The sequence below is a fragment of the Ruminococcus difficilis genome (assembly GCF_016680995.1).
Window position 1 is genome coordinate 76,701 of sequence record NZ_JAEQMG010000041.1, and the last position, 24,970, is coordinate 101,670.

The 24,970-nt window shown below is 50.7% G+C and carries 22 protein-coding genes; 19 read left to right on the top strand and 3 right to left on the bottom strand.

Annotation, left to right across the window (positions count from 1 at the left end):
- Positions 1 to 140 precede the first annotated feature (140 nt).
- The gene (gene pulA / locus JKK62_RS03845; RefSeq protein ID WP_186833437.1) at positions 141 to 2,189 is read right to left on the bottom strand and encodes a type I pullulanase; all 2,049 of its coding nucleotides are present in this window, start codon (positions 2,187 to 2,189) and stop codon (positions 141 to 143) included.
- A 304-nt stretch (positions 2,190 to 2,493) separates the two neighbouring features.
- Here pulA and nusB point away from each other — a divergent pair, with 304 nt between their 5' ends.
- The 7 genes from nusB (at position 2,494) to JKK62_RS03880 (ending at position 11,567) form a co-directional block, all read left to right on the top strand.
- Complete coding sequence (gene nusB / locus JKK62_RS03850; protein ID WP_186833436.1) at positions 2,494 to 2,931, top strand: transcription antitermination factor NusB; 438 nt, start codon at positions 2,494 to 2,496, stop codon at positions 2,929 to 2,931.
- On the top strand, positions 2,928 to 3,860 hold the full coding sequence (locus tag JKK62_RS03855) for a tRNA (adenosine(37)-N6)-threonylcarbamoyltransferase complex transferase subunit TsaD (RefSeq protein ID WP_186833435.1): 933 nt from the start codon (positions 2,928 to 2,930) through the stop codon (positions 3,858 to 3,860). Before nusB ends, JKK62_RS03855 begins: the two co-directional genes overlap by 4 nt.
- Complete coding sequence (xseA, locus tag JKK62_RS03860; protein WP_186833434.1) at positions 3,857 to 5,056, top strand: exodeoxyribonuclease VII large subunit; 1,200 nt, start codon at positions 3,857 to 3,859, stop codon at positions 5,054 to 5,056. The genes JKK62_RS03855 and xseA overlap by 4 nt, the downstream gene beginning before the upstream one ends.
- Before the next feature lie 8 nt (positions 5,057 to 5,064).
- Positions 5,065 to 8,562: a DNA polymerase III subunit alpha gene (locus JKK62_RS03865; RefSeq protein ID WP_186833433.1), complete on the top strand. Its 3,498-nt coding sequence runs from the start codon at positions 5,065 to 5,067 to the stop codon at positions 8,560 to 8,562.
- Positions 8,563 to 8,700: 138 nt separating this feature from the next.
- Positions 8,701 to 9,666 carry a 6-phosphofructokinase gene (gene pfkA, locus JKK62_RS03870; RefSeq protein WP_186833432.1) on the top strand — a complete coding sequence of 322 codons (966 nt, stop codon included), beginning with the start codon at positions 8,701 to 8,703 and terminating at the stop codon, positions 9,664 to 9,666.
- A 28-nt stretch (positions 9,667 to 9,694) separates the two neighbouring features.
- Positions 9,695 to 11,056: an MORN repeat-containing protein gene (locus JKK62_RS03875; RefSeq protein WP_186833431.1), complete on the top strand. Its 1,362-nt coding sequence runs from the start codon at positions 9,695 to 9,697 to the stop codon at positions 11,054 to 11,056.
- 166 nt (positions 11,057 to 11,222) lie between these two features.
- Positions 11,223 to 11,567 (top strand): hypothetical protein, encoded by a 345-nt coding sequence (locus JKK62_RS03880; protein WP_186833430.1) that lies wholly within the window; start codon positions 11,223 to 11,225, stop codon positions 11,565 to 11,567.
- Between the two features lie 116 nt (positions 11,568 to 11,683).
- On the opposite strand, the gene sigE is transcribed toward JKK62_RS03880, so the two are convergent.
- Entirely contained in the window at positions 11,684 to 12,385 is a 702-nt protein-coding gene (gene sigE, locus JKK62_RS03885; protein ID WP_186833429.1) for an RNA polymerase sporulation sigma factor SigE, read from the bottom strand.
- A gap of 4 nt (positions 12,386 to 12,389) precedes the next feature.
- Entirely contained in the window at positions 12,390 to 13,172 is a 783-nt protein-coding gene (locus tag JKK62_RS03890) for a sigma-E processing peptidase SpoIIGA (protein WP_186833428.1), read from the bottom strand.
- A 266-nt stretch (positions 13,173 to 13,438) separates the two neighbouring features.
- Here JKK62_RS03890 and JKK62_RS03895 point away from each other — a divergent pair, with 266 nt between their 5' ends.
- The 12 genes from JKK62_RS03895 (at position 13,439) to rpsB (ending at position 24,951) form a co-directional block, all read left to right on the top strand.
- Positions 13,439 to 13,750 carry a hypothetical protein gene (locus JKK62_RS03895; RefSeq protein ID WP_186833427.1) on the top strand — a complete coding sequence of 104 codons (312 nt, stop codon included), beginning with the start codon at positions 13,439 to 13,441 and terminating at the stop codon, positions 13,748 to 13,750.
- An 88-nt stretch (positions 13,751 to 13,838) separates the two neighbouring features.
- Positions 13,839 to 15,863, top strand: a complete 2,025-nt coding sequence (locus JKK62_RS03900; RefSeq protein WP_186833426.1) for a V-type ATP synthase subunit I — start codon at positions 13,839 to 13,841, stop codon at positions 15,861 to 15,863.
- A gap of 2 nt (positions 15,864 to 15,865) precedes the next feature.
- Positions 15,866 to 16,363: a V-type ATP synthase subunit K gene (locus tag JKK62_RS03905; RefSeq protein ID WP_186833425.1), complete on the top strand. Its 498-nt coding sequence runs from the start codon at positions 15,866 to 15,868 to the stop codon at positions 16,361 to 16,363.
- Positions 16,364 to 16,377: 14 nt separating this feature from the next.
- Positions 16,378 to 16,959, top strand: a complete 582-nt coding sequence (locus JKK62_RS03910) for a V-type ATP synthase subunit E (protein ID WP_186833424.1) — start codon at positions 16,378 to 16,380, stop codon at positions 16,957 to 16,959.
- A gap of 14 nt (positions 16,960 to 16,973) precedes the next feature.
- Positions 16,974 to 17,939, top strand: a complete 966-nt coding sequence (locus JKK62_RS03915) for a V0D/AC39 family V-type ATPase subunit (protein WP_186833423.1) — start codon at positions 16,974 to 16,976, stop codon at positions 17,937 to 17,939.
- On the top strand, positions 17,932 to 18,252 hold the full coding sequence (locus JKK62_RS03920) for a V-type ATP synthase subunit F (protein ID WP_186833422.1): 321 nt from the start codon (positions 17,932 to 17,934) through the stop codon (positions 18,250 to 18,252). The genes JKK62_RS03915 and JKK62_RS03920 overlap by 8 nt, the downstream gene beginning before the upstream one ends.
- Before the next feature lie 183 nt (positions 18,253 to 18,435).
- The gene (locus JKK62_RS03925) at positions 18,436 to 20,205 is read left to right on the top strand and encodes a V-type ATP synthase subunit A (protein ID WP_186833421.1); all 1,770 of its coding nucleotides are present in this window, start codon (positions 18,436 to 18,438) and stop codon (positions 20,203 to 20,205) included.
- 2 nt (positions 20,206 to 20,207) lie between these two features.
- Complete coding sequence (locus JKK62_RS03930; protein WP_186833420.1) at positions 20,208 to 21,581, top strand: V-type ATP synthase subunit B; 1,374 nt, start codon at positions 20,208 to 20,210, stop codon at positions 21,579 to 21,581.
- A 70-nt stretch (positions 21,582 to 21,651) separates the two neighbouring features.
- The gene (locus JKK62_RS03935) at positions 21,652 to 22,299 is read left to right on the top strand and encodes a V-type ATP synthase subunit D (RefSeq protein WP_186833419.1); all 648 of its coding nucleotides are present in this window, start codon (positions 21,652 to 21,654) and stop codon (positions 22,297 to 22,299) included.
- A 271-nt stretch (positions 22,300 to 22,570) separates the two neighbouring features.
- Positions 22,571 to 22,876, top strand: a complete 306-nt coding sequence (locus JKK62_RS03940; RefSeq protein WP_186833418.1) for a YlmC/YmxH family sporulation protein — start codon at positions 22,571 to 22,573, stop codon at positions 22,874 to 22,876.
- 242 nt (positions 22,877 to 23,118) lie between these two features.
- Positions 23,119 to 23,988, top strand: a complete 870-nt coding sequence (locus tag JKK62_RS03945; RefSeq protein ID WP_186833417.1) for a hypothetical protein — start codon at positions 23,119 to 23,121, stop codon at positions 23,986 to 23,988.
- Between the two features lie 222 nt (positions 23,989 to 24,210).
- Complete coding sequence (rpsB, locus tag JKK62_RS03950) at positions 24,211 to 24,951, top strand: 30S ribosomal protein S2 (protein ID WP_186833416.1); 741 nt, start codon at positions 24,211 to 24,213, stop codon at positions 24,949 to 24,951.
- The last annotated feature ends 19 nt before the right edge of the window (positions 24,952 to 24,970 follow it).

Consider the following 24,970-nt stretch of genomic DNA (forward strand, 5'->3'; position numbering starts at 1 on the left):
TTGGGAAAGGGAGCTGTCTCCGAATGGAGACTGAGGGATTGCATTAATTGAACGACCGTAGGGAGATACGGTATATATTTTGTTGTCTATACGACAGTAGTACATAAAAAGAAACGGACGGGATTCCCGTCCGTTTGCTGTTATTGTAACATTTTTAAGATCTCTTCCTGTACATCCGATGCGGTGAGATCCGATTTCCTTTTCGCCGTATTGAAGTCGGTACCGTTGATCCTGTCATAGCTGTCCGCGTCAACGATGATCAAAGCGGATCTCGGAGGAACAAGCGTATCTTCTTCAAAGCGATACAGCGCCTGATCGGACGCTTCGGTGTCGTTCGCGATCACATACCATTTCTGCGGCAGCTCATATTGTGATTTGATCTGCGGCACACAGGGTTTGTCGGAATTGTTGATGATCACGCTGAACATACGCCATTCATTTTCGGCGTCGTTCTTCAACGTCAGGGAAAGGCTCTGACCGTTATAGACGATGTAACCGTCGTTGACCGCCTTGGTAGTGCAGTCACGCAGGGGAGAGAACGCCTTGCGGATCCTGATCAGCCCTTTGTAATATTCGACAAGCTCATTGTAGCGAACGGTGCGCGACCAGTTGATGGAGTTGATCGAATCGGGAGATTTGTAGGAGTTATGATCGCCCTTCTTTGTTCTGGCGAATTCTTCACCCGCCATCCAGAAGGGAATTCCCAGGGAGGACAGGATCAGGGTCGCGGCGAGCTTGTTCTGGCTGATATATAAGCTGTCGGTGGTTTCGAAATCATCACACCAGTTGGATTTGAGGATCTTATCCCAGAGGGAAAGATTATCATGCGCGGACGCGTAGGTGATACACTGGGAAGGCTCGTTCGCCCAGTTGCCGAAGGTCACGGAAGAAGCGCCCATCATACCGGCGATCACATTATACGCGCTGTGGGTCGAGCCCTGGATAAAGCCCTTGCTGTCATCATCGGAGCCGCCCTTGATGCCGTGACGCATATCGTCGTTGAACATACCGATGCGGGTCGAGAGCTTCTTGGCATTTGCTTTGTTGGAGCAATCCTCACCGGAGATACCGTTCTCACCGTCGTTCGCGGTCCACGGCTCACCGTACATCAGGATACGTCTGTCGATCTGATCGAGCGCCTCACGGATCAGGTTCATGGTCTCGATATCGTGGCAAGCCATGAGATCAAAACGGAAGCCGTCGATATGATATTCGTTCGTCCAGTAGCACAGGGAGTCGATCATGAACTTGCGGAACATGGTCTTGTCGCTGGCGGTGACGTTACCGCAGCCGGAGGAGTTGAGGAACTTGCCGTCCTGCATACGGAAGTAGTAACCGGGCACGGTCCGTTCAAAGGGAGAGTGCGCGGTAGAGTAAACATGGTTATAGACAACGTCCATGATTACGCCGATGCCCTCGTCATGCAGCGCCTTGACCATTTCCTTGAATTCTCTGATACGCACCTCACCGTGATACGGATCGGTGGAGTAAGAGCCCTCAGGGACATTGTAGTTCACGGGATCATAGCCCCAGTTGTATTCAACACCGGTCATCTCGTTGACGGAACCGAAGTCGAATACGGGGTTGAGCTGTACATGTGTGATGCCCAGCTGTTTTAAATAGTTCACGCATGTCGGATAGGAGGTAAAGGGAATGTAGGTGCCCTTTTCCGTGAACGCGAGGAATTTTCCGCGATGCGCTTTGTTGACGCCGGAGGTGTCGGAGGATGAGAAGTCACGTACATGAACCTCCCAGATGATCGCGTCATTCGGCTTTTCGGGCAGGACATGATGATCGTTCTCCCAACCCCAGGGATTGGTTTCCAAAAGATTCACGACCTCGGAGCGCTGAGAGTTCACGCCTACCGCCTTGGCGTAGACGTCCTGTGTCTCGTGTGTGCCGGATTCGGTCTTGATAACATAGGTGTAGTAAATGTGATTCAGATCGCCGTCAACGGTGGTCGACCATACGCCGGTCACCGCGTCATACAGCATCTGCTTGATGCTCAGCACCTGAGCGCCGTCCTCATAAAAAGAGCCGGTGGAATATAGCTTTAACAATACCTGCTCAGCTGATGGAGCCCAAACCTTAAAGGTGGTGCTCTCTGGCGTATAGGTATAGCCTAAATCATTGCCTTCATATGTGTTGTAGATCTCAGATTTGTTGGAATAAAATGCGGTAGTACCCACTTCAAAAACCTCACTCTATATCTATTTCTTCGTATACTTATTTTAATGCGTACTTTATATTCTATCATCAAATAAACGTGTTTTCAACCAAAAGTTAAGACTTACCAAGATATCTATTAAATTCTGTTCTATTCAATAAGAATTCTGTAGAGAAATTGTTGAATCTGTCAAATTTAGAATGTCTGTTTTTTATCCTCTTTGTTATAATTTATGATTGTTGATTCGCGGCGTTCCGATATTTACAAAGATAAATGATTATGTTATAATAAATTGACATAATGATAAGCCGAAACGAGGGGTTTTTATGTGTGAAGAAAACAATACCGCGAATCAGGCGCGCAATGACATTTCCCGCTACAAAATGCGTGAACAGGCGTTCATTCTATGCTTTGAATCGCTGTTCTCCGACGCGGATATCGACGAGCTTGCCGATAATGCCGGCGACGCGCGCGATGAGTTTTTGAGCGACTACGCGATCAACTGCGTGAAAGGGATCAAAGAGCATCAGGATCAGATCGATGAAAAGATCGCTTCCAACCTGAAATCCGGATGGAAGCTCAACCGCATCTCCAAGGTCTCTCTCGCCATCATGCGTGTCGCGATCTACGAGATGATGTATCTGGAGGATATCCCCGTTTCGGTGTCGATCAACGAAGCGGTAGAGCTCTCCAAAAAGTATGCCGCGGAGGATGACACCGCGTTCGTCAACGGCGTACTCGGCGCAGTGGCAAAAGCGCTATGAGCATGTATCTCGGGATCGATACCAGTAATTATACGACGTCGGTTTGCCTGTATGACAGCGACAGCGGCAAGGTGATCTCAAAACGAAAGCTGTTGCCTGTCAAAGACGGTGAACTGGGACTTCGACAGAGTGACGCGGTGTTTCACCATGTACAGCAATTACCGGCATTGTTTGAAGAAGCCTTCGGCGATTTTTCCGATCGGATCAAGGCGATCGGCGTATCCTACGCGCCGCGTACCGAAAAAGGCTCCTATATGCCGTGCTTTACGGTCGGAACGACGGCGGCGAGTATCCTGTCCTCCGTATTGAAGGTGCCTGTATACCGCTTTTCCCATCAGCAGGGTCATATCGCGGCGGCGTTGTACAGCGTCGATCGCTTGGATCTGCTTTGTCAAAAGCACATCGCTTTTCATGTCAGCGGCGGTACGACCGAGGCATTGCTCGTCAATGGCTCGGATGATTTTCTCTCCACTGAGATCGTCGCAAAGACGCTCGATTTGAACGCCGGTCAACTGATCGACCGTGTCGGCGTGATGCTGGGATTGTCTTTTCCGTGCGGTAAAGAGCTCGAAAAGCTCGCTGATCAGTGCGATGAGAAGATCAAAGTCCGTCCGACCCTTAAAGGATTGGATTGCTGTCTGAGCGGCGGTCAGAATATCGCCGAAAAACATCAAAAAGAAGGCAAAAGCCCTGCGTATATCGCGCGCTTTACCATGCTCTTTATTTCCTCGGCAATCGTTGAGATGAGCAAAAGGATCCGCGACAAATACGGCGATTTGGAATTAGTCTACGCAGGCGGCGTGATGTCCGATCTGATCATTCGTGATGAATTGAGATCACTGCACGACTGTGTGTTTGCGTTGCCCGAATTTTCCAGTGATAATGCCGCGGGTACGGCGGTACTCGCTTCTGTAAAGGATCGATCATGATAACACCTACACCGAAAGTCTATTCTGTTTCGCAACTCAACGCGCGTATCGCGAATCTGATCGCGTCCGATGAAGAACTGCAAATGATCTTCATCGAGGGCGAGCTGTCGAACGTCAACATCAATTCAAAGAGCGGACATATGTACTTTTCGCTCAAGGATAAAAACAGCGTGATTCGCGCCGTGATGTTCTCATGGGCAGTGCGTAATCTGCGTTTTCGTCCCGAGGACGGGATGAAGGTGATCATGCGCGCGCAGGTCACCGTTTATGAGCCGAGCGGTCAGTATCAGCTGCGCGTTGAGGATATGCAGCCCGACGGCGTAGGGGTACTGGCGATGCAGTTTGAGCAGTTGAAAAAGAAGCTCGGCGCGGAAGGGCTCTTTGCCGAGGAGCATAAAAAGCCGATCCCCGCGATTCCGAAAACAGTCGGCATCATCACGTCGCCTACCGGTGCGGCGATCCGCGATATCATTGATATTATCGGACGACGTTTTCCGTGTGTCGATCTGGTGCTGGCGCCCGTATTGGTACAGGGTGAGGGTGCTCCCGCACAGCTGACCAACGCGATCAACCTGTTTTCACAGAGTAAAGCCGCCGATGTGGTGATCATCGGCAGAGGCGGCGGTTCGATGGAGGATCTGTGGGCGTTCAACGATGAAGGGCTCGCCAGAGCGATCTATGCCTGTCAGGTGCCTGTCATCTCGGCTGTCGGTCACGAGACCGATACGACGCTGTGTGATTTTGTCAGCGATCTGAGAGCGCCGACGCCATCCGCCGCGGCGGAGCTTGCGGTGCCGAATCGATTTGATCTTTTGGAAAATGTCCAAAATTTGTTCCGACAGGGTATCGCCGCAATCAACACCCAATTCGAGTTCAAACAAGCCGAGATCGATAAGCTGTCCCAGATCACGGCGGCACATTCTCCGCTGGATGAAGTGGAGAAAGATTTGGAATTGGTCAATTCATTCGCGGTGCGCGCCGCCAACGCGGCAAATCATTCGCTGGACACCGCCACCGCTCAGGCGAATGAGCTGTTTACGAAGGTAGAAGCGCTCAATCCCGTGGCGGTATTGAAACGAGGATTCGCCTATATCACTCATGATGAAAACAATGTCAGCTCCGTTGCGGACGTCAAAAGCGGCGATCTGCTCGATATCACCGTCAAAGACGGCAAGTTCCAAGCTGAAGTAAAGTAGAGGAAACCATGTCATTCACACACCTGCATGTTCATACCGAATACAGTTTATTGGACGGCGCCTGTCGGATCTCCCGCCTGGTTGAACGGGCAAAGGAGCTCGGACAGGATGCCCTTGCCATAACCGATCACGGCGTCATGTACGGTGTGATCGATTTTTATAGGGAATGTAAAAAGCAGGGGATACGTCCGATCATCGGCTGTGAGGTCTATGTCGCGCCGCGTTCCCGCTTTGATAAAACCTTTGAGCTGGACAGGGAATATTATCACCTGATCCTGCTGTGTGAGAATCAGACCGGCTATCAGAATTTGATGAAGCTGGTGTCGCTCGCGTTCACCGACGGCTTTTATAACAAGCCTCGTGTGGACTATGAGCTATTGGAAAAGTACCACGAGGGCTTGATCTGTCTGTCCGCCTGTATGTCGGGTGAGGTGCCGAAGCGTATCCTCGCCGATGATGATAACGGCGCGTTGGAAAAGGCGCGGTATTATCAAAGCGTGTTCGGCAAGGAGAACTACTTCATCGAATTGCAGGATCACGGGATCAAAGAGCAGGAAAAGCTGAATTACAAGCTCAAAGAGATCGCGAAAGCCATCGGCGCGGGTCTGGTCGTCACCAACGACTGCCATTATATCCGCAAAGAGGACAGCAATCTGCACGATATCCTCCTGTGTATCCAGACCAACAGCACCGTCAAGAATAAAAAGATGGGCTTCGAGACCGAAGAATTCTACCTTAAAAGTGAGGAAGAGATGCGCGCCGTATTCGGCGATCTGGACGAAGCCTTTGAGAATACGACCAAAATCGCCGAGCGCTGTCATGTGGAATTTGAGTTCGGCAACCGCAAGCTCCCCGATTTCAAAACGCCCGACAACGAAGATCACTATGAATATTTCCGCCGCTTATGCTATGACGGTTTGTACCGACGTTACGGCAAGAATCCCGATCGGTCGCTGATACAGCGCCTTGATTATGAAATGTCTGTGATCCGCAAGATGGGCTTTGTCGATTACTTTTTGATCGTCAATGATTTCGTTCAGTACGCCAAGAGCAAGGATATCCCCGTCGGACCCGGCAGAGGCTCGGGCGCGGGCTCCTTATGCGCCTATTGTATCGGCATCACCGGCATCGATCCGATCAAGTATGATCTGCTGTTTGAGCGATTTTTGAACCCCGAACGCGTCAGTATGCCTGATTTTGATATCGATTTCTGCAAGGATAGACGTTCGGAGGTCATCGACTACGTCATCCGCAAATACGGCGAGGATCACGTAGCGCAGATCGTCGCCTTTGGTACCATGCAGGCACGCGGCGCGGTGCGCGACGTCGGCAGAGTGCTGGAAATCCCATACGCGACAGTCGATAAGATCGCTAAGATGATCCCGTTCAGTCTGGATATGACGCTGGATAAGGCACTGTCGCTGTCCGCTGAATTACGCCAAAGCTATCATCAGGACGCGACCGTCAAGCAGATCATCGATATCGCGCGTGCCTTAGAAGGCGTGCCGCGCCATATCACCATGCACGCGGCGGGCGTCGTCATTACCGATCAGCCCGTCAGCAACTATGTTCCGCTCGCAAAGTCCGATGAAGCGGTCATCACACAGTTCACGATGACCACGCTGGAGGAGCTCGGTCTGTTGAAGGTTGATTTTCTCGGACTGCGTAACCTGACCGTCATCCATGACGCAGAGACCATGATCCGCCGTACGGAACCGCATTTCCGGGTGGAGCATATCGATTACGGCGACAAAGCGGTCTACGCGATGATCTCCACCGGCAACACAGACGGCGTATTTCAATTTGAAAGCGGCGGGATGAAGAATGTGCTCGCTCAGCTCAAGCCCGAACGGTTCGAGGATTTGATCGCGGTCATCTCCTTGTACCGTCCCGGTCCGATGGATTCGATCCCGACCTACATCCGCAACCGCCATAATCCTAAGCTGATCACCTATAAGCACCCGCTGCTCGAACCGATCCTGAACGTCACCAACGGCTGTATCCTTTATCAGGAGCAGGTCATGCAGATCTTCCGCTCACTGGCGGGTTATTCTCTCGGACGCGCGGATATCGTTCGACGCGCCATGAGCAAGAAGAAGCACGATGTGATGGAGCGCGAAAAGCAGATCTTCATCCACGGACTGGCGGATGATAACGGCACAGTTGAGGTGGAGGGATGTCTCAGACGCGGTATCGATGAACAGACCGCGCTGTCGATCTTCTCCGAGATGGAGAGCTTTGCCTCTTACGCGTTCAACAAAAGCCATGCCGCGGCATATGCCGCCTTATCCTATCAGACGGCGTATCTGAAATGTCACTATCCGCGCGAATATATGGCGGCGCTGTTGTCATCCGTGATCGAAAGTCAAAACAAAACCGCTGTGTATATCGGCGAGTGTCATCGGCTGGGTATCTCCGTGCTGCCGCCGAGCGTTAACGAAAGCGACAGCAAATATACCGTTTCCTCTGGTCATATCCGATTCGGTCTGTCCGCGGTCAAAAATCTCGGATTGGCGTTCATCGACGCGATCATCTCCGAGCGCAGGGTAAGACCGTATCAGTCGTATTATGATTTTTGCAGACGACTCAACGGAAAAGGGCTGAACGCCCGTTCGCTCGAAAGCCTGATCAAATGCGGGGCGTTGGATCATCTTGACTGCAACCGCCGCCAGATGCTTTCCGTTTCCAAAACCATTTTGGATGATCTGGAATACGAACGCCGCCGCGGTGGTGGAGCGGGTCAGATCTCGCTCTTTGATATGGGCTCACAGGGCGGACAGAATGAGATCGCCATCCCGGATCTGGAGGAATTCCCGCTGATCGAGCTGTTGAATATGGAAAAAGAGATGGCGGGCATGTACCTCAGCGGTCATCCGATCGATGAATACGCGCCGTTCGCGAAATCCGTGAACGCGGATAAGATCAGCGATATCATGAATACCGAAGAGGGCAGATACCGCGACCGTGCCAAGGTCAGGCTGATCGTGACCGTCAACAAGAATAAAACACAGCTCACCAAGAACAATAAGATGATGGCATTTGCCGACGTCGAAGATCGCTACGGTACCTGTGAGATCATCATCTTTCCGAACGTGCTGGAAGAATCCCGTGACGCGCTCTATGCCGGCGCCGTGATCGATGTAGAGGGCACGTTGAGCTTGAAGGAAGAGGAAGAGCCGCGGGTCTTGGCGGATAAGATTACCGCCTTACCGCCCGCGAGCGAGCTTACCGTATCGGCACCCGCGCCGAAAAAAGCGCCGTCCAATGTGATCGACCCGCGTCGACCTCAGACCTTATATCTCAGGATCCCGTCTTTGGAGAGCAGAGAATACCGCAAAGCAAAGAATCTGTTAGAGATCTTCGGCGGCAATACCCGTGTCGTCTTTTATCTGAGTGAAACCAAAAAACAGCTTTTGGCGCCTAAGAGTCTGTGGACGGCCCCGAATCCTACGATGCTCGGTGAATTGGGCTATCAGCTCGGTGAAGAGAACGTTATATTGAAATAATTAATCGGGAACGATGGAGTGTTTGATCACTTTGTTCCCGTTTTTTTTATGAATTTTGGATTAATACTTGATTCTCAGGTGTTATTTGTATTATAATATACCGTGTATTTATTCTTTTTCTAAAGAGGAGGAACTATTATGGCTAAATCATTAGCAGTTTTAACAAGCGGCGGCGACGCGCCGGGTATGAACGCGGCGGTCAGAGCGGTAGTCAGAGCCGGTATCTACAGCGGCTTTACGGTATATGGCGTATATAAGGGCTACAACGGCTTATTGAACCACGACATCAAGGAGATGAATCTTCGTTCTGTATCCGATATCCTCAGCCGAGGCGGTACGATCCTTTTTACAGCGCGCAGTAAGAAATTCATGCAGGTCGAGTATCAGCAGCAAGCGGCGGATTACTGCCGTTCTCTCGATATCGAAGGTCTGGTCGTCATCGGCGGTGACGGTTCCTTCAAGGGCGCCAGAGCACTTTCCAACGCGGGCATCCCCTGCGTCGCGCTCCCCGGTACCATCGATAACGATATCGCCTGCACCGACTATACGATCGGTTTTGATACGGCGATGAATACCGCGGTCGAGATGATCGATAAGATCCGCGACACCGCGCAGAGCCACGATCGCTGCTCCGTTGTTGAGGTCATGGGTCGTCACTGCGGCGATATCGCGCTGGAGACCGGTATTGCGGTCGGCGCTACCGCGATCATCGTTCCCGAGATCGAATATGATCTGGAGCGTGACGTTATCTCCCGCATCTACGAGCAGAAGGATACCGGTAAAAAGCACTTTATCGTTATCGTAGCCGAAGGCGTCGGCGGATCTCAGGAGATCTCGCATTACATCCAGCACCGCACCGGCATCGAGACACGCGCTACCATCCTCGGTCACGTACAGCGCGGCGGTTCGCCGACACTGCGCGACAGAGTCATGGCGACCAAGATGGGCGTTGCGGCAGTCGATCTGCTTGCCAAGGGCGTCGGTAACCGCGTCATCGCTTCTCACGAGGGCAAGATCGTTGATTATGATATCACCGAAGCGCTCGATATGCCGCGTAAGTTCAACAACGAGCTGTATGAAGTCGCTATGAAGGTTTCCATCTGATTCTTTCTCAGAGGGTTACAGATCAATTATGGGTATTCAGTATTTTTATAACTTTTGTCTTACTCAGGTCGATGATACCGATCTGAACAGCGATATCCTCACCGCGGTCAGAAAAAGCTATTTCTCCGATTTTGAGAGGATCCGTGACAGGATCACCTATGACAGTGAGGGTATTTCACTGCTGTATGATTATTGTATCGAACGCAACAAGCCCTTGCAGTGGACGGTCAAGCGACCCGGCGGCGCTGTGGTTCAGGAGGTGCTTCCTTCGGATAACGGCAAGTATTATCTTTGCTGTTATCAGGAAGACAAGCTCTTTAAACGCCTGCTTTTCAGTAAATTCCATACCTTATTAAAGGTGGAATATATGGATGAGAACGGCGCTGTTTGCCGCTCCCTTGAGCCGCGAAAGATCCAGGGTGGATTATGCTTGTTGTATAAAGATAACGCTTTGGAGGAGCCGGTGGCGCTGTTTGCCGCTCCCGAGGTGTCGGAAAAGCCGGTGCGTGAGGAATTGAACGCGGCGTTTACCGATTATACCGCGATCGCCTCGACAGATGAAGGAGTCATTTGGTTCCTGTCCGATTCTCAGCTCTCTCATTATCGTGAGTTTGTCGATCTGGTCAGGACGGGCGTTGCGCAGATGATCGAAAAGAGCTATGTCGATGACGCCGCTCCTTTGTATGAAAAGATCAACGCGAAGGATTTCAACATCAAGCGCAATCTTTCGGCATCCTTGGATATCGCTGACGCAAAGCCATTTATCACGCCTGCTGTTCCCGATGTACCGATCGAGGACGTTATGGCAACGGATCAGAGCTTTGCCGATATCGATAACGGCTCCGATCAAGAGCCTTTCGATGTGCCTAAGACAGAGAATCCGGAAGAAACACCGAAGGATGATCCGACGGATAAAGCGGCAAAGCCGGATAAGCAGATCATGGCGGACGGCGCTGTATACAGTTATTACGGTGAGCTGGACGACAACAATAATCGTTCCGGATACGGCAGAACCGTGACCGATCTCGGCCGCACTGCGTATGAGGGAGAGTATCGTAACGATAAGCGATCCGGCAAGGGCGCCTATTACTATATGGACGGCACCCTGTGCTACAGCGGTGATTGGTCTGAGAATGTGCGACATGGCGTCGGCGTCGGTATCAGCGCAAAAGACGGTTCCATGCACATCGGCAAGTGGGTGAATAATAAGCCCGAGGGCAATGGTGTGCGCGTAGCGGCTGACGGCAATGTCAAATTCGTATGCAAGGAGCTGTCCGACGGTACTACCGCTTTGATGAATTATCTCGACAATGATACGGTCGTGATAACGAAATATGATAAAAGCGGCGCGAGGATCTCGGAGAAAATCATTTCTCTGGCTAACGAATAAATAATAAAGAATTACGGTGCGGAGTGTCAACATTCCGCACTTTTTCTATGGGTTTCTTTATTGATCTTTCATTTTTTCCAAGCGTTGGTATATATTTCAAGATTCCGTCCATACTATTCACATCGTACACTTACGATAATATTGTACAATAGTAAGGAGAAAAAGGATGAAACATTTATTAGCGCTTGTATGCGCGGCACTCTTGGTCGGCGTGATGTTGTGTTCCTGCACCGGGACCGCGAACAAGGTAAAGGAGAAAGCGTCGGAGGCGGTTTCTGATATCAAAAAGGATATGAAGGACAGTGCCACCGAGAACAAAAGCATGGTCGACACTAACGGAACGGTTGTTCCCACCGAACCCACCGACGGTTCACTGATGGAGACTATCGAGGATGTTGTCGCGACAGAATGGGAGAATATGAAAGAAGACGGCGAAGTAAATGATGGTGACGGCAATGTCGGCGATCGTGAAAACAACGACGGCGACGGTAATCCCGCCCCTGAGAATTGAAGCCATATAAAGAAAGCAGCCTTTCCGAATAGGGAAGACTGCTCTCTTTTTCTAATTGTCATTGCGAGAAGCGGACAAGTGTCCGCAGCGTGGCAATCTCAACCGCATATATATTGTTACATTACCTTCTCCAGATCGTGCTTCAGCTTTCCGATGATCTTCTTTTCGAGCCGCGAGATATAGGACTGCGAAATCCCCAGTAAATCCGCCACCTCCTTTTGGGTATGCTCTTTGTTGCCGTTAAGTCCGAATCGCAGTTCCATAATCATCGCTTCACGGGTATTGAGCCGATTGACTGCCTCCATCAGTTGATTGATCTCCACCTCCTGTTCGATGTCGGCGCTGACGGTATCACTGTCCGAACCGAGAATATCGCTGAGCAGCAGCTCATTGCCGTCCCAATCGGTCGAGAGCGGTTCTTCGATCGAGATCTCATATTTCATCTGGGATGTCTTGCGCAGGAACATGAGGATCTCGTTTTCGATACAGCGTGAAGCGTAAGTCGCCAGCTTGATATTGCGGTCGGGGGAGAAGGTGTTGACCGCTTTGATCAGTCCGATCGTTCCGATGGAGATCAGATCCTCGATATTGACGTTGCTGTTCTCGAATTTCTTTGCGATATACACGACCAGCCGCAGATTATGTACGATCAGTGGTTCGCGCGCTTTTTCATCACCGTCCTTGATCTGCTGCATGATGACAGCCTCTTCCGCTTTGGTCAGGGGCGGCGGTAATGCCGCGGAGGAGTTGATGTAATAGACGCTGTTGGACAGCAGGATAAATCTCAGCTTGAATAATATGTTTCTAAGTATTTGCATGATCTCACCTTATGATTTCAGAATTGATGATCGCCTGATAATCGGCGTTATTGATGTTCCCGGTCGCGATATAGATCGGTTCGGATATTCGTTTTTTATCGATATGTACCGTGTCAGCCTTAACGGCATTCAGATATGAGCTGCCGTTGATCGTGGAATAGGGGATGATCCGAAAGTGTTCTTCCGTTTTGGTATCATATACCGCCGCGTCCACAATGATGACAGATGCCGATGAGAACGGCTCTTTCAGATTACAGCCCGTATCCACCTTTCCGATACAGGAATAGGTCTTTTTGTGCAGCGTAAAATTCAAATGAACTACGGTGCTTTTAATTCTTTCAGAGAATAATTTATAGATGATCAATACAATAATATAGATGACCGCCGTCAATGCCGTCAGCCACAGCGGATTGACCTGTAAGTACAGAACATCATTGACGATGACCATGTTCGGCGGCTTGAACAGCTGATAAAAGAGGATGTACGCGCCGCAATAGATGACAGATACCGTCACATTACATAGAAAGGATCTGAAAAATTCTCTGCGTGATCGCCATCCGAATACGATCAGTGTGATGATCAAGGAGGTAAGGAGCTTTAACGCGCACAGCAGGATACGACTGTCCGGTTGGATGAAGATCGTCAATGAAAACAGTGCGCCGATCACAGAGCCGAGGATCATCCGATAGAGTCTGATATCGCGCTTCAACAACTTTTCCGCGGTCATCAGGATCGCGTAGTTGACGATCGCGTTGACGAACAGGAGAACATCGATATAAATAACCATGCTCTCCCTCCGTTCAATGGTATTATCTCACAAAAGCTCTGCGATACCTGTCTAAGCAGAAATGATCGATTGTGTAAGATTCAGCGTTTTTGATTGAAACACGGCTGATATTTGTATGAATAATTCTGATTAAGAATAAAATGAAAAATAACTGTCGTTTTAACTATGACAATATTGAAATAATGTTAAAATTTAGTCAAAAAACATTTGACTTCAAGAATGAATAAGGGTATTATATGATAGAATTCCAATATGGTGGTGAAACTATGGCAGTATCCACAATAGACAGAGTCAGAGAAGCGGAGCAAAAAGCGAATGAAAAGCAGAATGCCGCTGAACTCGAAGCAGAGCAAATGATCGAGGACGCAAAGCTGCGCGCTGAGCAGATGATCGAGGACGCGAAGAAGAAAGCGAACGACTTCGATCATAAAGCGGCAGTCGAAGCGCAGTCCCGCGCGGATGAGATCATCCGTGACCGTAAGGCGAAGGCGGAACAAGAAGCGCAGGCGCTCTCGGAAAAAACGCTCAAGCAAAAACAAAACGTCATCAATAAGCTGATTCAGGAAACACTGAGTTAGTATAATTTGTCATTGATTTGTTGTTGAGATTGCCACGGCTCAAAGAGCCTCGCAATGACATTTAAAAAACGCAGTAAGGAGGAGCATCATGGCTATGCTCAAAATGCAGCGCGTCTATGTCTACGCACTGCTCAAATACTGCAAGGATATTCTGGAAGCGCTGCAGCGGCGAGGGGTCGTAGAGATCGAGAACCTCAATATCGAGGACAGTGTCTTTTTCAAGGACGATACCTCCGCGTATCAGGCGCAATACCAGCGCATGGCGTCAACCGCGATCGAAGCGAACGAGATCCTCTCTCGTTACGCCAAACGAAAGAAAGGGTTGCTCAGCTCCTTTAAAGGGCGAAAACAACTCTCTCGCGAAGAGTACGATAAGCTGGTAGACGAAACGCCGGATATCCTTCGGATCGCATACGATATCATATCGTGTCAAAAGAATATCGATACCAATGAAGCCGAAAAGGTCAAGTATCAGACCCAGCTCGACATCATCCAGCCGTGGCTGAGCTTGGATGTACCGATGAACTTCACCGGTACGGCGACCACCAGAGCCTTCATCGGAAAGTTCCCGGGTGATAAGACGACCACCGAGATCGTAACCGAGCTGGCGGAGATCATCCCCGAGGTCGAGGACGTCGAGATCGAGATGATCTCGCACGATTCCAACCAGACCTGCGTCTTTATCCTGACCTCTCGAACGAACGCCGATGCGGTGTCCGACGCATTAAGGCGGATCGGCTTTGAATATCCTTCCTACATATCTCCGGTCATCCCGAAACAACGTGAGAAAGAGATCAACAAGCACCTGAGCAATCGCGACGGCAGGATATTAGAGAACGAGAACGTGATCAAGTCCTACGCAAAATATGCCGAAAAGCTCGATTTCCTCGAGGATTACTACGTGATGAAGACCGAGCGCTACGCTGCGTACGACGATATCGCGACCTCGCGCAACACCTTTGTCCTGTCGGGATATATCCCCGAACCGGACGCCGAGGGACTCAAGGAATACCTCGAGACCACCTTTGACGCAGAAGTAGAGTTTGAAGCAGCGACGAACGACGACGCTCCCGTCAAGCTTAAAAACAATAAATTCGCGGAACCCGCCGAATCGGTATTGGCGACCTACAGCTATCCCGATCATCACGAGGCGGATCCTACGTCGATCATGGCGATCTTCTACTACATCTTCTTCGGTATGATGTTCTCGGACGCGGGCTACGGACTTGTCATGGCGATCGCCTGCGCCGTGTGCCTGCTCAAATTCAAGGGCATGGAACCGGGGCTCAGGCGCAGTATGAAGATGTTCTTCTGGTGCGGTGTATCCACCACCTTCTGGGGATTGCTGTTCGGATCGTTCTTCGGTGACGCGGTCTCGGTGATCTCGAACACCTTCTTCCATACCGCTCCGCCGAACATCCCAGGACTTGTCACTCCGATCTGGTTCAATCCCGTTGACGACCCGATGCAGATGCTGATGTTCAGCTTCCTGCTCGGTATCATCCATCTGTTCACGGGTCTTGCGATACTCGGATACAACTACATCAGATATAAAAAGGATTATCTCGCGGTGATCTACGATGTGATCAGCTGGTATCTCTTGGTCGGCGGCGGTATTCTGGCGCTGCTCACCATGGATATGATGGAGAACATCGCGGGCTTCACGCTCCCGCCGATCTTCGGAACTGTCGGAGGTATCATGGCGGCGATCGGCGCGGTCATCATCCTGTTCTTCGCGGGAAGAGAAAGCAAGAATCCGATCATCCGACTGGCGAAAGGCGCCTACGGATTGTACGGCACGACAGGTTATCTGAGCGATATTCTTTCTTACAGCCGTTTGCTCGCGCTCGGTCTCGCGACCGGCGTTATCGCTACCGTATTCAATAAGATCGGCAGCATGATGGGGGACAGCATCATCGGTATCATCGGCTTCATCCTCATCTTCATCATCGGACACGGCGTCAACATCGGCATCAACGCCCTCGGCGCGTATGTCCACACCAACAGGTTGCAATTTGTTGAATTCTTCGGCAAGTTCTATACGGGCGGCGGAAAAGAATTCAAACCATTTAAGATCAATACCAAGCATTATACAGTCAAGGAGGAAAACTAATCATGGCAGAAATACTCAACAATTCCGGATTATTCTTTGCGCTTCTCGGCGCGGCAGTCGCAACATTCATGGCGGGCATCGGCTCCGCTATCGGCGTAGGTAAGGCGGGTGTAGCCGCCGCGGGCGTACTCTCCGAACAGCCCGACCTCTTCGGTAAGGTCCTGATCTTCCAGCTGCTTCCCGCGACACAGGGTATCTACGGCCTGCTCGTAGGCTTTTTGATCCTCTCCAACGTCGGTCTGCTGGGCGGCGGCGTAGAGAACATCTCCCTCTTGAAGGGTTCTCTCTACTTTGCGGCTTCTCTTCCGATCGCGTTCGCGGGCTATTTCTCCGCGGTACATCAGAGTAAGTGTTCCGTTGCCGGTATCGGCACTGTCGTCAAGAAGCCCGATCAGATGGGTAAAGCGCTGATTCTGCCCGCAATGGTCGAGACCTATGCGATCTTAGCGCTTCTGATCTCCATTCTGGCTGTTAACGGTATCAGCGGCGTTCAGGTATAATTTGAGGAAATACTATGTCCGGTATTGATAAAATCATACAAGAGATAGAAACAAACGCGGCTCAGTCCTGTGATTCTGTTCTTGCTCAGGCGCGTCAAAAGGCGGATGCGATCATTGCCGACGCGCAGAAAGAAGCGAATCAGATCGTTGCCGACGGCAAGGAGAGGACTGCGGCTCATGTTGCGGATATCAAAAAACGCGGTGATTCCGCCGCGGAGCTCGAAGAAAAGCGCGTCATGCTGTATACCAAGCAGCAGATCATCAACACCATGCTCGGTGAAGGTCTCTTGACTGCGAAAAACCTTCCCAAGGATGAATATTTCAATCTGATCCTTGATATGGTCGGGAAGTATTCTCTGGAGGATGAAGGCGTGATCTTCTTCGGTGAAAACGACATCCATCGTTTACCTGTCGATTTTCTCGGCAAACTGAATCAGGCGGCTAAGGGCGGTATTGTTTTGTCGAGCAAGCCCGCTTTGATCGACGCGGGTTTCATTCTGAAATACGGCGGTATCGAGCAGAATTGCTCTTTCGACGCGATCTTTGCGGGTGAAGCGGAGAATCTCTCCGATAAAGCCGGCAGGCTGTTGTTCTGATAAGGAGGGTTACTATGCAGCAGGATTTTACATATGCTGTGGCTCGTATCAGATTCAGAGAGACAAAACTGCTTTCCGACACAGATCTTAACGCATTGCTGATGTCATCGGATGTGGACGCCGTTATGCGTCTGTTGCGCGATAAGGGTTGGGGCGATAACACCGATTGCCGTCCCGAGGAGCTGTTGGCGCTTGAAGAAAACAAGCTCTGGGAGTTCATCAACGAGACGGTCGACGATATCTCCGTGCTCAACTTTCTGCTGATCCCGAACGATTATCATAATCTGAAGGTCATCTTAAAGTGCATCACGCGCGATCAGGAGCCTGACAGTATGCTGATCGAGGATTCCGTTGAGGATGCAAAGACGATCTACAAAGCGATCAAATCGCGCGAATACGGCGATCTGCCCGAGTATATGCAGGAGGTCGCTCAGGATGCGATGACAACGCTCTTGCAGACCTCCGACGGTCAGCTGTGCGACATCATCGTGGATAAGGCGTGCATGGAGCATGTCTATCGACTCGGCAAAGAGAGCAAAAGCGATATCATCCGCCTTTACTGCGAATTGTTCGTCGTAGCGGCGGATATCAAGATCGCGATCCGATGCGCGAACACGAAGAAAAAGCTCGATTTCATCCGCAGAGCGTTAGCGGAATGTGACACGCTCGACGTCGAACGGCTGGCTCAGGCGGCTTGCGAAGGCAAGGATGAGGTCATCGCTTACCTCGGCACGACTGAGTATCGTTCCGCGGTAGACGCGATCGAAACATCGATGTCAGCCTTTGAGAAATGGTGCGACGACTACATGACCAATGCCATGAAGCCTCAGAAGTGGGAGCCCTTCGGTATCGGTCCCGTTGTGGCGTATATCATCGCGCGGCAGAATGAGATCAAGGCAGTAAGGATGATCCTCTCCGCTAAGCTCAACAATTTGTCCGAGAATACGATCAAAGAAAGACTGAGGGATATGTATGTCTGAGAGAATAGCTGTTTTCGGCGATAAAGAGAGCGTCTACGGCTTTGCCGCTCTCGGTCTTGATACCTACTTCTTTGATCCCGCTCAAGACAACATCGCCGCGTTCAGAAAACTGTGCCAAAGTCAAAGCTACAGTATTATCTATATCACGGAGGCAGCCGCTTCCGTTTTGGAAAAAGAAATAGAAAAATATCGCAGCGAGCCTTCTCCCGCGATCATTTTGATCCCGGGCGTTACCGGCAATACCGGCGAGGGCTTGGCGGCAGTGAAGCTCTCGGTCGAAAAAGCGGTCGGCAGCGATATTTTTAACGAGTGATCAGTGGTCAGTGATCAGTGATCAGAATGGTGTGGCGAATCTGATTCGTCCGTGCTCCGTAGGGGCGTTTATGAAGAGATAGAGTGAATAGTGTATTGCAGAAAAAACTTTTGAACGATTTCATTAGCTTTTTCTGACCACTGAACACTAATCACTAACCACTATACAAAGGATTGATACATTATGAGTACAGGTGTAATTAAGAAGGTAGCCGGTCCGCTGGTTATCGCCGAGGGTATGCGCGACTGTAATATGTTCGACGTTGTCCATGTATCCAACATGAACCTGATCGGCGAGGTCATCGAGATGCACGGCGATCGTGCGTCTATCCAGGTCTATGAAGAGACCTCGGGTCTCGGTCCCGGCGAGCCTGTTGTTTCTACCGGAAACCAGCTTTCCGTAGAACTCGGTCCCGGTCTGATCGAGAGTATCTATGACGGTATCCAGCGTCCGCTTGACGATATCATGAAGGTCAGCGGCAACAATCTCAGCCGCGGTATCTCCGTACCCGCCTTGAAGCGCGACAAGGTCTGGCAGTTCAGCGCGAGCGCCAAGGTCAGCGATAAGGTCACGGGCGGTGATGTGATCGGTACCGTACAGGAGACCGAGATCGTTCTGCACAAGATCATGGTTCCCGCCGGTATCAGCGGTGTGATCAAAGAGATCAACAGCGGTGAGTATAAAGTCACCGATACCGTCGCGATCGTAGAGGATGAAAAAGGGGAGAAGCATGAGTTATCGCTCATGCAGAAGTGGCCTGTCCGAATCGGCAGACCTTATCAGCAAAAGCTCTCTCCCGATATGCCGCTGATCACGGGTCAGCGCGTTATCGATACGCTGTTCCCGATCGCAAAGGGCGGCGTTGCGTCCGTACCCGGACCGTTCGGTTCCGGTAAGACCGTCGTACAGCATCAGCTGGCGAAATGGGCGGAGGCGGATATCGTCGTCTACATTGGCTGCGGTGAGCGCGGCAACGAGATGACCGACGTTCTGAATGAGTTCCCTGAGCTGCTTGACCCGAAAACCGGTCACAGCCTGATGGAGCGTACCGTTCTGATCGCCAATACCTCCGATATGCCTGTTGCGGCGCGTGAGGCTTCAATTTATACCGGTATCACCATCGCGGAGTATTTCCGTGATATGGGCTATTCCGTCGCGTTGATGGCGGATTCCACCTCCCGTTGGGCAGAGGCACTGCGTGAGATGTCCGGTCGTCTGGAAGAAATGCCCGGTGAAGAAGGTTATCCCGCTTACCTCGGTTCCCGACTCGCTCAGTTCTATGAGCGTGCCGGCCGTGTCATCACGCTCGGCAGTGAAAAGCAGGAAGGATCTCTGTCCGTTATCGGCGCGGTATCGCCTCCCGGCGGTGATATCTCCGAGCCGGTATCGCAGGCGACTCTGCGTATCGTCAAGGTGTTCTGGGGTCTGGACGCGGGTCTTGCCTACAAGCGTCATTTCCCGGCTGTCAACTGGCTGACCTCTTATTCGCTGTACGTTGACACGATGGCGGACTGGTATAAAGAAAATGTCGCGTCCGACTGGATGGATCTGCGTGCCAGAGTCATGGCGCTGCTGCAGGAGGAGAGCGAGCTTGAAGAGATCGTCAAGCTCGTCGGTATGGACGCGTTGTCCGATATCGACCGCATCAAGCTCGAGGCGGCTCGTTCCATCCGTGAGGACTTCCTCCACCAGAACGCGTTCCATGAGATCGATACTTATACGACCCTGAACAAGCAGTATCATATGATGCAGCTCGTCATGGCGTTCTACGATAAAAGCGCCGCCGCTCTGGATAAGGGTGCTCAGCTGAATCTGCTGATCAACATGCCCATCCGTGAGCGCATCGGACGTTTCAAATATGTCAAAGAGGATGAGATCGATACCGCGTATCAGGATATCATCCATAATCTCGATGTTGACATCGATAATATCATCAAGAAAGGAGATGACTGATCATGCCGAAGGAATATAGGACGATCCAGGAAGTAGCGGGTCCTTTGATGCTCGTCAAGGGCGTCAGCGACGTCAACTACAACGATCTGGGCGAGATCGAGCTCGCGTCCGGTGAAGTCAGACGCTGTAAGGTTCTTGAGATCAACGGCGAAGATGCGCTGGTACAGCTGTTCGATTCCGCGGCAGGTATCAATCTCTCCAATTCCAAGGTGCGTTTCTTAGGCAAGTCGATGGAGCTCGGCGTATCGACCGATATGCTGTCCCGCGTCTTTGACGGTATGGGTAAGCCGATCGACGGCGGTCCCGATATCCTGCCCGAAAAGCGCATGGATATTAACGGTCTGCCGATGAATCCCTATGCGCGTAACTATCCGCAGGAGTTCATCCAGACAGGCGTTTCCGCTATCGACGGTCTGAATACACTGGTCAGAGGTCAGAAGCTGCCGATCTTCTCCGCGTCCGGTCTGCCGCACGCACAGCTGGCGGCGCAGATCGCGCGTCAGGCGAAGGTGCGCGGTACCGATGAGCAGTTCGCGGTCGTATTTGCCGCGATGGGTATCACCTTCGAGGAATCCAACTACTTCATCGAGAGCTTCAAGGAGACCGGTGCGATCGACCGTACCGTTATGTTCGTCAATCTGGCGAACGACCCCGCAATCGAGCGTATCTCCACACCCCGTATGGCACTGACCGCCGCAGAGTATCTGGCGTTTGAAGCGGATATGCACGTACTGGTCATCATGACCGATATCACAAACTATGCCGACGCGCTGCGTGAAGTATCCGCCGCGCGTAAAGAGGTACCCGGTCGACGCGGTTACCCCGGCTATATGTATACCGACTTGGCGACATTATATGAAAGAGCCGGTCGTCAGAAGGGCAAGAAGGGTTCCATCACCCTGATCCCGATCCTGACCATGCCCGAGGATGATAAGACTCACCCGATCCCCGACCTGACCGGTTATATCACCGAGGGTCAGATCATCCTGTCCCGTGAGTTGTATCGAAAGAATGTCGCTCCTCCTATCGACGTACTGCCTTCTCTGTCCCGACTCAAGGATAAAGGTATCGGCGAGGGCAAGACTCGTTCCGATCACTCTAACACCATGAACCAGCTTTTCTCCGCGTATGCGCGCGGTAAGGACGCGAAAGAGCTCATGGTCATCCTCGGTGAGAGCGCTTTGACGGATATCGATAAGCTCTACGCGAAATTCGCCGATCGCTTTGAGAATGAATATGTTTCTCAGGGCTATGAGAAGAACCGCTCGATCGAAGAGACCCTCGACCTCGGCTGGGAGCTTCTGCGCATCCTGCCTCGTTCCGAGCTCAAACGTATCGACGATAAGTATCTCGATATGTATTATGATAAGAAGTAAATAGGGGAGAGCACGTTTCAAAACGTTCCCGTCCCATTGCTTCTGAATTACGAATCAAACAGGTGATTTTATGGCAGTCAAACAGGTCAATCCGACCCGTATGGAGTTGTCAAGGCTCAAGAAAAAACTGAATACGGCGACCCGCGGTCATAAGCTGTTAAAGGATAAGCGCGACGAACTGATGCGACGCTTTCTGGAGATGGTACGTGAGAACCGCGCTCTTCGCATGAAGGTGGAGGAACAGATCCGACAGGCAAATTCCAATTTCGTACTGGCGAAGTCCTCCATGAGCGATGAAACACTCAAGGCGGCGTTGCTCGCTCCGAAGCAGGAGGTCTATGTATCGACTTCCTACCGCAATGTGATGAGCGTCGATATCCCCGTGTTCAAAACGGATACCAGAACGCCCGATCCCAACGATATCTACTCCTACGGCTTCGCGTTCACCTCTGCCGATCTGGATGACGCGGTCAAGTCGCTCTCAGACGTCCTGCCGGATCTGATCAAGCTCGCCGAGATTGAAAAGAGCTGTCAGCTCATGGCGGATGAGATCGAAAAGACCCGCCGCCGTGTTAACGCGCTGGAGCACGTTATGATCCCCGAAACACAGGAGCAGATCCGCTATATCACCCGCAAGCTGGATGAAAACGAACGTTCGACCCAGACCCGTCTGATGAAGGTCAAGGATATGATGCTCCAGCAGGCGCACGGTTATTAAAGAAAACTGTTCCCGTTATATACGATTAATAAAAACCCTCAGTCAGCTACGCTGACAGCCCTCCTTAGCGGAGGCAGCAGACCCTTTTGTCCGCTTTTCGGACATTTCCCCTAACAGGGGAATCTCCTTAGGAAAGGGAGCCTATTCGGATTTCCATCCCCCTGACAGTATTTGTCGGGGGGATTTTTAAGATATGCGCAGAATTCATCTCCAGTTAAAAGGTTATTCATATTTGTCTGTTACAATACATATACTGATACGGGTGATAGTTATGTCGTGTCGGTTACAAGAGCTTCGCAGAAAAGAAGTCATCAACGCCTGTACCGGATGTAAGATCGGATATGTAGACGATTTACAGATCGATACCAAGTGCGCCAAGGTCGTAGCGCTGATCGTTTACGGCAGACCGAGGTTATTCGGGCTGTTTGGTAAATGTGACGACTACTATATTCGGTGGGAAAAGATACGTCTGATCGGCGAAGATGCGATACTTGTCGAAGATTCTGTGCAAAAAATGCCAAACAAAGCAAAAAAGCGTCATAAATTTGTAACAAATTGTCATCAAATAAATTTGTGAACGATAGCAAATTGCACTATATATTATTGTGGATTATGTACATATTTTCTAAAACAATTTTCTGTAGAAGAATTAAAAGGCTTTTATAGTGCGTTTTGGGAACTAAAACAGATATATTACAAACTTGCAATTCTTGCATTTTTGTGGTTAAATAGGACACGAAATAAAGCAAGTCACACAGATTTGCGGATATTTCAATATATCGGTTCGCCGATAAACTTTTTTTGAAGGAGGCAGATATTATGAGTACGACCACCCCCCACTTATTTCGCAGAACAGTGTTGATTGGTCTGATCATCGCAATGTTGATGACCACCTATACGCTGATTCTCGCACCGGGCGTAAGTGCTGCAAGTGATGCCACTAAAACAGAAACCAACAGTGAAAATATAGTATCGACTGAGGATTCTCTCCTCACTCAAAGAGCCATCATGATCGATGAGGCAAGAAAAGAAGCGAAAGAGGTTGTCAGCGAGCAAATCGCTATCCAAGAAGCGAAGGCTGCTACCGAGGCGCCCACAGAGGCTGCTTCCGACAAGCCCCAGAACAACGCTTCTGCTTCTGCTCCTGCAGCATCCGCTCCGACTGCTTCTCAGCCCGGTGGTTCTTCCAACAGCAGTGAATCTTCAAACGACAGTGGCTATGCTTACACGGACGACGAGGATTATTACAGCGAAGGAAACGCTGTTTCTGCATCCGGCTCCGGAGATTATCTCCTTGACATCGCTAACCCCGATCCCAACTATGTTGGCTACAGTGTATCTCTCAACGATGAGGACAGAGATATGGCTGAGCGCATCCTGATGGGTGAGGCAGGCGGTGAGGGCTATATCGGTATGGCTCTTGTTGCTCAGTGTATCAGAGATACTTATGTTAACGGCAGCTACAGCAGCATCGCTCAGCTTCTCAAGGTGAACGGCTACTACGGCTCCACATCCATCACTCCGTCTCAGACAGCGAAGGATGTTGTTAACTACATCTTTGATCAGGGCGGTTCCGCTGTACAGCACAACATCCGTATCTTCTATGCGACCAACATGTGCTCCAGCTCATGGCATGAAGCTCAGGACTTCGTTGTACAGTACAACTACGTAAGATTCTTCAATTATTAATCTTACCTGAAAAAAACAGGAAGAAATCAAGTGTTTTTCTAAGAAAATGCTTGATTTCTTTTTTTGTTTGTGATAAAATATTTAGGCATTACGCACGCCGATGGCTTGACGGTAAGGTGTCGCAGGCTGATCCCTGCCGATTTTCCCGTCAAAATACAAGGCCGCGGCGGAGGTTGAGCAAGCATACTGCGCTTGCTTAATATAACCTAAGGAGGAAAAAACATGGCAGTAGTTTCTATGAAACAGCTTCTGGAGGCAGGCGTACACTTCGGCCACCAGACAAGAAGATGGAACCCTAAGATGGCTCCCTACATCTTCACTGAGCGCAACGGTATCTACATCATCGACTTGCAGAAGACCGTTGTCAAGCTCGAGGAAGCGTACAACTTTGTAAGAGATCTTTCTATGGAAGGCAAGAGTGTTCTCTTTGTCGGTACCAAGAAGCAGGCGATGGAGTCCGTCAAGGACGAGGCTACCCGTGCCGGCGCGTTCTATGTCAACGCAAGATGGCTGGGCGGTATGCTGACCAACTTCACCACGATCCGCAGAAGAATCGCTCGCTTAAAGCAGCTCCGTACTATGGAAGAGGACGGTACGTTTGATCTGCTTCCCAAGAAGGAAGTTATCAAGCTCAACCTCGAGATCGAGAAGCTCGAGAAGTTCCTCGGCGGTATCAAGGATATGACCGAGATGCCCGGCGCTCTGTTCATTGTTGACCCGAGAAAAGAGAAGATCGCCGTTGCTGAGGCGAAGAAGCTCGGTATCCCGATCGTCGCGATCGTTGATACCAACTGCGATCCCGATGACGTTGACTATATCATCCCCGGTAATGACGACGCGATCCGTGCCGTCAAGCTGATATCCGGCGCTATGGCGAATGCGATCATCGAGGGTAAAGAAGGCCAGATGGGTGCTGCCGCGGTAGAAGAAGAGCCCAAGGCTGAGGATATCGTAGAAGAATAATCTTTATAGAATAATTATC